The following is a 13,109-nucleotide window of genomic DNA, read 5'->3' as shown; positions in this document are numbered from 1 at the left end:
AAATTTGATTTAGTTACCTATTCTAACACGCCGAAAGGTTTCGGCAATAGTGCCATTAATGTTAGAAAGTTAAACCATGCTGTGTAAAAAAGTTTCAGAAAAGCATGTGTTTCAGTATAAAATTAACATTTAGCCATTTTATTTAAGTTAAAGCTAATTTATTTAGTACTGATCTAGCCTCATTAGTGTGCTTCATCCCAATTATCGCCCACGCCGACATCCACTTTTAATGGTATAGATAGCTGATAACAATTTTCCATAATTGATTTTATTTGAGTTTGATACTGTTCAATCAATTCCTCTTTTACTTCAAATACGAGTTCATCGTGGACTTGCATCACCATCCTAATATTACCTATAGGCAGGCTTTTAATCCATTCACTTACTTTAATCATCGCTGTTTTGATGATATCAGCCGCCGTACCTTGCATTGGCGCATTAATGGCGGCTCGTTCAGCTCCTCGGCGTTCAATGCCACTTCCTGATTTAATTTTAGGTAGATATAATCGTCGACCAGATAGCGTTTCAATATAACCTTGTTCTGTCGCTTGTTGGCGGATTTCGTCCATATACGTTTGAACACTTGGATAGCGTTCAAAATAGCGATCGATATAAAATTGGGCTTCTTTTCGAGCAATATTAATTTGTTTTGATAAGCCATATGCACTCATACCATAAATTAGCCCAAAGTTAACGGCTTTTGCTCGTCTTCGCTCTTCAGAAGTTACTTCAGATTCAGATTTTCCCAAAATTTCGCTAGCTGTGACACGATGAATATCTTTGTTGTGAGAAAAAGCATCAAGTAAACTTTTATCTTGCGATAAGTGTGCCATGATACGCAATTCGATTTGTGAGTAGTCGGCAGAAATAATCTTATAACCTGTTGGTGCAATAAATGCCTGTCGAATTCGACGACCTTCTTCATTGCGAACAGGAATATTCTGTAAATTAGGCTCATTTGAAGACAATCGTCCTGTTATCGTACCAATTTGGTTATAATTAGTGTGTATCCGATGATCAACTGGGCTAAGCATTAATGGTAATTTATCAGTATACGTATTTTTCAACTTAGCTAAGCTACGATAAAGTAAAATCATGCGTGGTAGCTCATATTGATTAGCTAGCTCTCTCAAAACCTCTTCACTAGTTGAAGGATCGCCTTTGGGCGTTTTTTTGAGTACTGGTAATTGATGCTTATCAAATAAAAGGACTTGAATTTGCTTAGGTGATGCTGGGTTAAATTTTTCACCTGCTAACAATTGTAACGTTTCTTGAATTTCGTTCAATTTGTTATTCAACTCAGCTGAATGCTTATTTAATAATTTAGCATCCACCAGAACGCCTGTTCTTTCCATTTCAGCTATTACAATAGCAAGTGGCATTTCAATATCAGTGAATAGTTTTTTTAATTTTTGGTTTTTTTCAAGAGTTGGCCATAACTTATGATGCAATTGCAATGTAATATCGGCATCTTCCGCAGCATATTGTGTGGTTTTTTCTACCTCAATAGCATCAATAGTAACTTGAATTTTATCAAATTTAGTTAATTCATCATAAGTAATCGTCTTGTGGTTCAAATAGCGATTGGCCAAACTATCCATATCATAACGTTCAGTACTGTTTAGTACATAAGATTCAAGCATAGTGTCAAATGCGATACCTTGAACGGTTATGCCATAGTTGGCCAATACGCTGTAATCAAATTTTGCATTTTGAGCGATTTTTTTTATTTCTGGATTTTCAAGTATTGGTTTCAATTTAGCCAGAACATCATTGAGAGGAAGCTGTTTTGGAACACCTAAATATTGGTGAGCAAGTGGAATATAAGCCGCTTGGTAAGGTTCAACACTCAATGAGATACCAACTAATTTAGCGTGCACATGATCAACATTATCCGTTTCGGTATCAAAAGCAAATTGCTTGCTGTTGCTTAATTTGGTTATCCATTCATCGAGTTGTTCATTGGTTAATATACACTGGTAATCGGTTTCATTTTTTTGCAAAGTTGCTGTAGGTTGTTCTTGAGAAAATAAATCATCTTCAATCTCGACAACCATATTTTTTTGTTGCTTTAGGAAGGTACCTGCAATTAATTCTTTTTGCCAACGATGAAAACCATAATAACTAAATAACTCAATTAACGCATTAACGTCAATATTTCCGATCAATAATTGTTCATTGGTAAAATCTAATTTAACATCCGTTTTGATTGTTGCTAATAGATAAGAAAGTTCAGCATCATTCTGATTATCAATCAATTTTTGTTTTAAGGATTTAGCTCCTCGAATAGCCAATTTTTCAACATCATCTAATCGATTATAAATATCTTTTACGCCATCAAATTGGGATAATAAACTTTGTGCTGTTTTTTCACCTACTCCAGGCACACCAGGAATATTATCGGAAGAATCACCTCTTAACGCTAAATAATCAATCATCTTTTCTGGTGGAACACCAAATTTTTCCATGACACCTTTTGAATCAAGAATGGTATTATTCATGGTATTAATAAGTGTAATTTTATCGCTTACTAACTGCGCCATATCTTTATCGCCAGTACTAATCAAGACTTCAAGATTTGCCTTTTCTGCTTGCCTAGCCAATGTACCAATTACATCATCTGCTTCAACACCTTCAACACAAAGCAGTGGTAGTCCCATCGCTTTTAAAATGGTATGAATAGGCTCAATTTGTGGGCGAAGATTTTCAGGCATCGCTTCACGAGTAGCTTTATATTCACTATAAATTTCGTTACGAAACGATCCGCCTTTAGCATCAAATACAACAGCAATATGTGTCGGATCGTATTGATTTAACAAGCTACGAATCATATTAATGACGCCAAAAATAGCGCCTGTTGGTTCACCTTTGGCATTAGTTAACGGAGGGCATGCAAAAAAAGCACGGTAAAGATAAGAAGATCCATCAATTAAAATAATTGGTGTGTTATTTGGCATTATAGTTACCTAAACGTTATGCTATATAATAACTGACAGTATAACCTAATTAGTCATAATATTCTTATCATCATAGATAATATAATGTAAAGATATTTCAGGTTAGTTAGACGTTTCAGCAAAAAACTATGTATTGCACAACAAGTGTTATATAATATTGTATTCAATTTCACCTGAGTATTTGATAAATGACAGTATTAAGTCTTGCCGCGCAAAAAGTCAAAGATGCACTAGCAGCCAAAAATCTTGAAACTCCATCATGCCATCTAGCTATGAATAATAATGAGCGTAAAGCAAAAATCGAGGCTCATTTTCGTGAAATTATGAAATTAATGGAACTTGATTTGATAGATGACAGCCTTGCTCAGACCCCTCATCGTGTGTCAAAAATGTATGTTGATGAGATTTTTTCTGGCCTTTATTATGAAAATTTTCCGAAAATTACGTTAATCGACAATAAAATGCAAGTGGATGAGATGATTACCGTTCGTGACATTACATTAACTAGTGTATGTGAGCACCATTTTGTAACAATAGACGGTAAAGCAACGGTTTCTTATATTCCAAAAGATAAAGTAATTGGCCTGTCTAAAATCAATCGCATTGTTGAGTTTTTTTCACAGCGTCCCCAAGTACAAGAACGGTTAACCCAGCAAATTTTAGTGGCTCTACAAACTTTGCTTGGTACGGTCAATGTTGCTGTTTCAATTGACGCCACCCACTACTGTGTAAAAGCAAGAGGAATTAAAGACTCTAGTAGCATCACAACAACTACTGCGCTTGGTGGTGGATTTAAAACTAATCCAAGCACAAGACAAGAGTTTTTACGGGCACTTAATCATTACTGATCTTACTAATGGTTATATTTGGCTAATTAAGTTTTAGACACTGGTCAACAATCAAGCTGTTGCCAAAACTAGTACAAAAAGCTCGATAGAAAACCGCAATACCTAGCTTTATATTTCGTGCATCTTCAATAAAGATTGGTATAATTCTTGGTTACTTAATATAAATAACATTGTTTTCATGAAGATTATCCGTGGTATAACTAATTTAAAAAATCAATTCTCTCAATGTGTTTTAACCTTGGGAAATTTTGATGGCGTTCATTTAGGGCACCAACAGTTAATTAACCATATTATTAAACAAGGTAAAAAACGAAACTTGCCTACAGTTGTTATGTTGTTTGAGCCACAACCGTTAGAGTTTTTTACACAAAATAATGCGCCCTCACGGTTAACTTCATTTCAGGAAAAAGTCATTTTTATTGAAAAATTTGGTGTTGACTATATTCTCGCAATTCCATTTACAAAAAAATTTGCTCACATGTCAGCGAATCATTTTATTCAAGATTGGTTGATTAATGAGCTACAAGCTAAATATATCGCCATTGGTGATGATTTTCGATTTGGATTTGACCGTAAAGGAGATATAAACCTTTTACAGCAATATGCACATACCAACGATTTTATCGTCGAAAGTATGCCAACATTCGTTTGGAATAATTTTCGTATTAGTAGCACTGCTGTGCGCCAAGCACTTTTAAATAACGACTTTAAATTGGCTCATTGTCTTTTAGGTCGAGATTATACCATTCAAGGTCGCGTAATACATGGTAATGCTTTGGCAAGACAATTAGGTTTTCCAACCGCAAATATTCACTTACACCGAAAAAAGCCTGCACTACAAGGCGTCTATTTTGTTAAAGTTAGAAATATTTGTAATAATCAACTTTATGATGGCGTTGCCAATATTGGTTTAAGACCAACCATTAATGGAAAAAAGGCGATTTTAGAAGTGAATATATTTGACTTTTCGGATGATATTTATGGACAATATTTAGACATAACATTCATCGAAAAATTACGCGATGAGAAAAAATTTGATTCATTAGCAGAATTAAAACAACAAATTACACAAGATGTTTGCACTGCGAAAAATATCAGTGCACAATTAACCAATTAAAAGTAGTATCAACAAATTTAACTGGAATAAATCAGCATGACAGACTATAAAAATACATTGAATCTACCTGAAACAGGGTTTCCTATGCGAGGCGATCTTGCTAAGCGCGAACCAGCAATGTTACAAAATTGGTACGATAAAGAACTTTATCGCAAAATTCGCTCTGCGAAAAAAGGCAAAAAAAGCTTTATTTTGCATGATGGTCCTCCTTATGCCAATGGGAAATTACATATTGGTCATGCCGTTAATAAAATCCTTAAAGACATTATTATCAAATCAAAAGGATTGAGTGGCTATAATTCACCTTATATCCCTGGGTGGGACTGTCATGGTTTACCGATTGAGCAAAAAGTTGAGGAGCAAGTTGGTAAACCTGGGGTTAAAGTTTCGTCTGCTGAATTTCGCCAAATTTGCCGTGATTATGCGGCTTCACAAGTTGAACTACAAAAGGCGGATTTTATCCGTATGGGTGTATTGGGTGATTGGCAAAATCCTTACCGTACAATGGACTATAATACGGAAGCAAATATTATCCGCACTTTAGGTAACGTTATAAAAAATGGCCATTTAGTAAAAGGTGCCAAACCCGTCTATTGGTGTACGGATTGTATGTCATCTTTGGCTGAAGCTGAGGTGGAATATTATGATAAATCATCGCCTGCCATTGATGTGAGATTTAAAGCTGTTGATAATCAAGCCGTAGCAAATAAATTTGGTATCAATACTAATTTAACCATTTATGCTGTTATTTGGACAACCACCCCTTGGACATTACCAGCTAGCCGAGGGATAGCTTTAAATGCTGATTTTGAATATCAACTTGTTCAAATCAATGATAAAGAGTGCTTAATTTTAGCAACTGATTTAGTTGAGTCTGTGATGCAACGCGCCAATATCAGAGAATGGAAAGTGTTAGGTAACTGTCATGGTGATGCCCTTGAGTTATTGCGTTTTAAACATCCATTTCTTGATTTTGATGAGCCAGTTGTACTTGGTGATCACGTTACTATTGATGCTGGTACTGGTGCAGTACACACCGCACCCGGACATGGTACAGAAGACTTTATGGTCGGTCAAAAATATGGTCTTGAAGTGGCAAATCCAGTTGGTGGTAATGGTTGTTACTTGCCAGGAACAGGTGCAGGCTTAGACGGGTTATTTGTATTTAAAGCGAATAAAGCCGTTGTTGAGATCTTAAAAGAACATAATGCATTATTACACTTTGAAAATATTGAACATAGCTATCCATGTTGTTGGCGCCATAAAACACCCGTTATTTTTCGTGCGACACCGCAATGGTTTATTAGCATGGAAAAACAAGATTTGCGCTTGCAATCATTAAAAGAAATTAAACAAGTGCGTTGGATCCCGGATTGGGGGCAAGCGCGCATTGAAACTATGGTTGCTAATCGCCCAGACTGGTGTATTTCTCGTCAGCGTACGTGGGGTGTACCTATGACATTGTTTGTACACAAAGAGACTGAGGAACTTCACCCAGACACATTAGCTTTAATTGAAAAAATAGCTAAGCTAGTTGAAAAAGATGGCATTCAAGCTTGGTGGGATGCGGACATTAAAGATCTTCTCGGTCCAGATGCTGATGATTATCGTAAAGTTCCTGATACGTTAGATGTTTGGTTTGATTCGGGATCTACTTTTTCATCGGTGGTTCGCGCTCGTCCAGAATTCGAAGGTCATGATACCGATATATATTTAGAAGGTTCAGATCAACATCGTGGTTGGTTTATGTCTTCGTTAATGTTATCTACTGCAATTGATAACAAAGCACCTTATAAGCAAGTACTTACTCATGGTTTTGTGGTTGATGGACAAGGTCGTAAGATGTCTAAATCTCTCGGTAATATCGTTACCCCCCAAGAAGTGATGAATAAGCTTGGTGCCGATATTTTACGTTTATGGATTGCATCTACCGATTATTCGGGTGAAATGAGTTATTCAGATGAAATTATCAAGCGAGCGGCGGATAGCTATCGTCGTATTCGTAATACTGCTCGCTTTTTGCTAGCGAATTTAAATGGATTTGATCCAGTGACCGATATGGTTAAGCCAGATGATATGGTTGTACTTGATCGCTGGGCGGTGAGCATGGCGAAAGAAGCACAAGAACACATTATTCAGGCATATGAAAATTATGATTTCCATAAAGTTGTACAACGCATTATGCAATTTTGTTCAATCGAAATGGGATCATTTTATTTAGATATCATTAAAGATCGTCAGTACACAGCCAAAAGTGATAGTATTGCACGCCACAGTTGTCAAACCGCTTTATATCATATTGCTCAAGCGATGGTTCGCTGGATTGCTCCGATCTTATCATTTACTGCAGATGAAATCTGGCAATACTTACCAGCAGCAGAAAAACAAGAATTCGTTTTTGAAGATGAATGGTATAGCGCATTATTTGCATTATCGGATAATGAAATCTTGAATAGTGAATACTGGTCGAAAATTTTAACAATTCGTAGCGAAGTGAATAAAGTACTTGAACAAGGTCGTAATGATAAAGTAATCGGTGGTGCTCTTGAAGCGGATGTTACTCTTTATGCTGATGAAGAGATTGCTACAACATTAGCTAACTTAGAAAACGAGTTACGTTTTGTTTTACTTACATCACAAGCTAGTGTTAAACCATTACAAACAGCACCAGAAAACGCGGTACAAAGTGATATTCAAGGACTGAAAATTGAGTTGGCCAAAGCACAAGGCGATAAATGTCCTCGTTGTTGGCACTACACAACAGATAATGAACCAACAACACATTTATGTAAGCGTTGTGAGGAAAACATCCATGGCAATGGCGAGATAAGGTATTTTGCATAAGCAATAATAAAGCCATTTAACGCACAAAATCAGCTATAGCGATCCCTATAGCAACTTAGTACCTTTCCCGCCGACGATTGTCGGCGGAAATATAATAATGAGCATAAATTATATGAAAAAAGATAACGGACTTTACTGGTTATTATTTGCAATCATTGTTTTTATCATTGATATAACAAGTAAATTTTGGATTATAAATAACTTCTCGTTATTTGAATCAGTAAACCTTCTACCCTTCTTCTCGATCACTTATGTCCGCAACATTGGGGCTGCCTTTAGCATTTTTGAAGGTCAACGTACAATGCTTGCTGTTTTTGCTTTGATAATCAGTGTCGTGATTATGCACATGTTATATCGCAATAGTCGTAAACAAAAATTAGAGAACCTTTCATTATCACTGATTCTGGGAGGAGCATTTGGTAATTTATTTGATCGTATTTACCATGGTTTTGTGGTTGACTTTTTAGATGTCAACTTTGGTAATTGGCATTATCCAACCTTTAATATTGCTGACTGTGCAATTTGTGCTGGTATTGGCTTATTTATTTTCTGTAGTTACAAAAAACCGAAGAAGACGGCATAACATGCAAATTATTTTAGCTAACCCGCGTGGATTTTGTGCCGGTGTTGATCGTGCTATCACCATTGTTGAACGTGCACTAGAATTATTTGGCGCACCCGTTTATGTCCGCCACGAGGTTGTACATAATCGTTACGTTGTCAATCGCCTAAAAGAATTAGGTGCTATTTTTATTGAAGATATTAATGAAGTCCCCGATAACACGATTCTTATATTTTCAGCGCATGGTGTATCTAAAGCCGTTCGAGAAGAAGCAAAACAACGTAAATTGCGTGTTTTTGATGCGACTTGCCCACTTGTGACTAAGGTACATATGGAAGTTGCTCGATCTAGTTATCGTGGCGAAGAAGTTATTTTAATCGGTCATGCTGGTCACATTGAGGTTGATGGGACAATGGGGCAGTATAATAACCCTGAAGGTGGTATTTATTTAGTCGAATCGATCGATGATGTACAAAAACTACAAGTAAAAAACGAAAATAACCTTTGCTTTACCACTCAAACAACTTTATCGGTTGATGATACTGCCGAGATCATTGTCGCTTTAAAAAAACGTTTTCCTGATATTCGTAGTCCACGTAAAAATGATATTTGCTATGCCACAACCAATCGCCAACAAGCGGTAAAACAACTATCCTCATGCGCAGATATTGTTTTGGTCGTCGGTTCTAAAAATTCATCTAATTCAAATCGTCTAGCAGAGCTTGCTAGACGCAACAGTAAACAGGCTTATTTAATTGATTTTGCTTCAGACATCCAAAAAGAGTGGTTAGTAAATGCGCATACGATAGGGGTAACCGCTGGTGCTTCTGCCCCCGATATCTTAGTGCAGCAAGTCATTGATCACTTAAAAATTCTTGGTTGTACATCACTCATTGAAACGGATGGCATTTTAGAAAATATCACGTTTGAAATTCCTAAAGAATTACGCATCGATGTTAAATCTAGCTGATTATTTAGTAATAGCTTTAAGTCGCTCAAATTTTACGAGTAATTGCTCTTGTGTTTCAACGTGTTGAGGATCGGCAATAATTGCATTTTGAATAGGGCAAACACACTGGCATGTAGAATGATCATAATAACCCACACATTCCGTACATTTATTCGGATCGATTTCATATGTGTCAAAGCCCATTGAGATAGCCTCGTTTGGGCACTCAGGCTCACACATATCACAATTGATACATTTTGATGTTATTTTTAGTGCCATTGCTTTGTTATCTTCATCAACTCTAGAAATTTGCGCCATTATAGCGCAATCGCGAATAAATCAGAATAAAGATCACATTATGGCTGATTGGGTCGTTCAATTATTGTAAAAAAGTTTCAGAAAAATATGCGTTGTAGTATAAAATAGATAATTTATATTAGATAATTTTCATAATTATTACAATTTATTAATAATAGTTATCAATTTCATTTTTATTTATTGCGATACAATGGTTAAAAAATAATAACAAAACATAAGGATGAAAAAGATTGTTAAAGTTTTTTAAAAAAAAGTATTTATTCATAGCCGTCATTACTTTTGCAATTATTTATATTACAAAAATAATTTTTTTCTCTTCGCAAACGACAGTTAATTATATTACGTCACCAGCAACAAAAGGCAATATTGAAAAAACAGTCCTAGCAGATGGGACAATTAGTGCATTTAAACAAGTCAGTGTTGGTGCTCAAGTTTCAGGTCAAATTAAAAAGCTTTATGTTGAATTGGGTGATGAAGTTAAACAAGGCGATATGATTGCCGAGATTGACGATCTTAAACAAAGTAATGATTTAAAACAATCAGAAGCATCACTCAATAGTTTAGAAGCACAGCGTGAAGCTAAAAAAGCGAAATTAATTAACTATCAATTAACTTATGATCGCCATCGCAAGTTAGTTAATAAAGGCGTTGGTGCTCAATCTGATTTGGATGCAGCAAAAGCCGAGCTTGATGTAATTAAAGCCGATATTGCAGCACTTGATGCCGATATTGTTAAAGCACAAGTTGCTGTAGATACAGCGAAAGTGAACTTAGGATATACTAAAATTCGCTCACCTATTGATGGTGTAATTGTCGCAATTCCAGTCGATGAAGGGCAAACAGTTAACTCCGTGCAAAGTGCACCAACCATAGTTAAAGTAGCTCAGCTTGATAAAATGACCATTGAGGCACAAATTTCTGAAGCTGATGTGGTTAATGTTAAAAAAGGAATGCCAGTTTATTTTACTATTTTAGGTCAACCTAATAGGCGTTTTGATGGTTTAACTCTGCGCGCAATCGAGCCTGCGCCAGACTCGATTAATACAGAGGCAACCTCGTCAAGCTCATCATCCACAAAAAGTGCAATTTATTACAATGGGTTATTTGATGTGGATAATCCCGATCATATTTTAAGAATTTCAATGACAGCGCAAGTTTATATCGTTTTGTCCGAAGCAAAAGATGTGCTAACTATTCCTTCTCAAGCAATCCAAAAAAAATTAGACAAAAATAAAGCGGTTATTTATCTGTTAAATAAATATAAAGAAATTGAAGAGCGTGAGGTTATTTTGGGTGCCGATAACAATATCAATGTTGAAATAAAATCAGGTATTAAAGAAGGTGATATTGTTGTGGTCAGTAGTGCTAATGGCGCTTCAATAGGCAATAATGCAAGATCACCAAGGATTCGATTCTAACATGGGGAATAATATACCGCTTATCAAGCTTGAGAATATTGTTCGTGAGTTTCCTGCAGGAGATTCAACCATACAAGTTCTTAAAGGCATCAATCTGACAATTAATGCTGGTGAAATGGTAGCTATTATTGGGGCTTCAGGATCTGGAAAGTCCACTTTGATGAATATTTTAGGCTGCCTAGATAAACCAACCTCAGGGACTTACTCTATTAGTGGACGCGCAACAAGGAAGTTATCCCTTGATGAGCTAGCTGAATTACGTCGTGAGCATTTTGGCTTTATCTTTCAACGTTATCATTTATTAAATGCACTAACCGCACGTGGAAATGTAGAAATTCCTGCTATTTATGCGGGTATTACCAGCGAGCAACGACAAAAAAGAGCGAATGAAATTTTAACCCGTTTAGGGCTTGCCGACAAAATAGATAATAAACCTAGCCAGTTATCGGGAGGACAGCAACAACGAGTCAGTATTGGTCGAGCTTTAATTAATGGTGGACAAATTATTTTAGCTGATGAACCAACAGGAGCCCTCGATCGTAAAAGTGGTTTAGAAGTGATGGCAATATTACAAGAATTACACCAACAAGGTCACACGGTTATTATTGTTACTCACGATACAAATATTGCTAAAAGTGCCCAGCGAGTTGTTGAAATTAGTGACGGGAATATTGTTTCTGATTCAATTAACCAAAATTACCAATCTGAACAAAATTGCAATGCTAATCGCCAAGTTAAGCAGATCGAAGCGACTAAAACGCAAGATAATTTCTGGGCAAAATATTATCGTTTTCGTGATGCGTTTAAAATGGCTATTTTATCGATGGTCTCACAACGGTTACGAACTATTTTAACTATGTTAGGTATTATAATTGGTATTGCCTCTGTGGTGTCAGTTGTTGCGTTAGGTCAAGGTACCAAACAAAAAATTTTATCTAATATTAATTCATTAGGAACGAGTACTTTAGAAATTTATGCCGGATCGGGATTTGGTGATCGCAATGCGGATAAAATCACTACATTGCGCTCATCTGATGCGGATTTTTTAGCTCAACAAAGCTTTGTTCATAGTACGACCCCAAACCTTGCAACCAGTGTCTATTTTCGAATTAACAACCTTGCTGTAATAGGAACTGTAAATGGTGTTGGTGAGCAATTTTTTGCCGTTCGTGGCTATAATATTACACAGGGGAAATCTTTCGATGAAACAAGTATTATTGCTTCCACACAAGATGCGGTAATCGATGAAAATACGGTTAAACGATTATTTGCCAATCAAAATCCTATTGGAAAAATTTTAATGGTGGGACAATTACCAGTAAGAATAATTGGTATTGCTACCAAACAACAACAAGGGTTTGGTAGCAATGAGAGTTTAAATATTTGGTTACCTTATACCACAGTTATTAATCGTATGGTTGGGCAAACGTCATTAAAAAGTATTACGGTACGCGTTAACGATAATGTTGATCTATCGGTTGCTGAGCAAGCTATTAATCAAATTATGTTAAAAAGGCATGGCACAAAAGACTTTTATATTTTTAACTCAGACAATATACGAGAAACAATTAATTCCTCAACTCGGGTAATGACTCTATTGGTTTCAGCTATTGCGCTAATTTCACTTATTGTTGGCGGTATTGGGGTGATGAATATCATGTTAGTCTCGGTCACCGAAAGAACTCGCGAAATTGGTGTACGTATGGCGGTTGGTGCTCGTTCAAGTGATATACTACAACAATTTTTGATCGAAGCAGTATTAGTTTGCCTAATTGGTGGAACAATAGGTATTTTACTTTCATTTGCTATTGGGTTTGTTTTTAATGCTGTTGTTACGTCATTTGCTATGAGTTTTTCCATTCTTGCCATTATTGCCGCATTTAGTTGCTCCAGTATAATTGGCATTATCTTTGGCTACTTTCCAGCAAGACGAGCTGCTAAGCTTGATCCTATTCATGCTTTAGAAAGAGAATAATCATATTCTTATAATAAAAAATCCCTTTGCATAAAATAGCTATGCAAAGGGATGGTAATATTAGTACTAAACGCTTAACTTATCTATTAAAAATAATAAGTTATACTTTTAGTAAAAAATG

At 36.0% G+C, this 13,109-nt stretch carries 9 protein-coding genes; 7 read left to right on the top strand and 2 right to left on the bottom strand.

Annotated features, from left to right (window positions below):
* Window positions 1–182 precede the first annotated feature (182 nt).
* Entirely contained in the window at window positions 183–2,957 is a 2,775-nt protein-coding gene (gene polA / locus A9G41_RS00905) for a DNA polymerase I (RefSeq protein ID WP_065583225.1), read from the bottom strand.
* Window positions 2,958–3,145: 188 nt separating this feature from the next.
* Between polA and folE the strand changes: the two genes are divergently transcribed.
* The 5 genes from folE to ispH all read left to right on the top strand — a co-directional run bounded on the left by folE (window position 3,146) and on the right by ispH (window position 9,298).
* Complete coding sequence (folE, locus tag A9G41_RS00900) at window positions 3,146–3,805, top strand: GTP cyclohydrolase I FolE (protein ID WP_065653580.1); 660 nt, start codon at window positions 3,146–3,148, stop codon at window positions 3,803–3,805.
* A gap of 178 nt (window positions 3,806–3,983) precedes the next feature.
* Window positions 3,984–4,922: a bifunctional riboflavin kinase/FAD synthetase gene (gene ribF / locus A9G41_RS00895; protein ID WP_065583226.1), complete on the top strand. Its 939-nt coding sequence runs from the start codon at window positions 3,984–3,986 to the stop codon at window positions 4,920–4,922.
* 36 nt (window positions 4,923–4,958) lie between these two features.
* Window positions 4,959–7,766 carry an isoleucine--tRNA ligase gene (gene ileS / locus A9G41_RS00890; RefSeq protein WP_065583227.1) on the top strand — a complete coding sequence of 936 codons (2,808 nt, stop codon included), beginning with the start codon at window positions 4,959–4,961 and terminating at the stop codon, window positions 7,764–7,766.
* A gap of 112 nt (window positions 7,767–7,878) precedes the next feature.
* Window positions 7,879–8,349, top strand: a complete 471-nt coding sequence (gene lspA / locus A9G41_RS00885) for a signal peptidase II (RefSeq protein ID WP_065583228.1) — start codon at window positions 7,879–7,881, stop codon at window positions 8,347–8,349.
* A gap of 1 nt (window position 8,350) precedes the next feature.
* On the top strand, window positions 8,351–9,298 hold the full coding sequence (gene ispH, locus A9G41_RS00880) for a 4-hydroxy-3-methylbut-2-enyl diphosphate reductase (protein WP_065583229.1): 948 nt from the start codon (window positions 8,351–8,353) through the stop codon (window positions 9,296–9,298).
* Here ispH and A9G41_RS00875 read toward each other — a convergent pair whose 3' ends face one another.
* The gene (locus A9G41_RS00875) at window positions 9,299–9,556 is read right to left on the bottom strand and encodes a YfhL family 4Fe-4S dicluster ferredoxin (RefSeq protein WP_065583331.1); all 258 of its coding nucleotides are present in this window, start codon (window positions 9,554–9,556) and stop codon (window positions 9,299–9,301) included.
* 269 nt (window positions 9,557–9,825) lie between these two features.
* Here A9G41_RS00875 and A9G41_RS00870 point away from each other — a divergent pair, with 269 nt between their 5' ends.
* Together A9G41_RS00870 and A9G41_RS00865 are read left to right on the top strand one after the other, a co-directional pair.
* Entirely contained in the window at window positions 9,826–11,013 is a 1,188-nt protein-coding gene (locus tag A9G41_RS00870) for an efflux RND transporter periplasmic adaptor subunit (RefSeq protein WP_065583230.1), read from the top strand.
* Window position 11,014: 1 nt separating this feature from the next.
* Complete coding sequence (locus A9G41_RS00865) at window positions 11,015–12,988, top strand: MacB family efflux pump subunit (protein ID WP_065583231.1); 1,974 nt, start codon at window positions 11,015–11,017, stop codon at window positions 12,986–12,988.
* Window positions 12,989–13,109 lie beyond the last annotated feature (121 nt).

It is taken from the genome of Gilliamella sp. Nev5-1 (assembly GCF_001690895.1).
GTDB classification, from domain to species: Bacteria; Pseudomonadota; Gammaproteobacteria; order Enterobacterales; family Orbaceae; genus Gilliamella; species Gilliamella apicola_C.
This window is presented reverse-complemented; position numbering and strand designations above follow the sequence as displayed.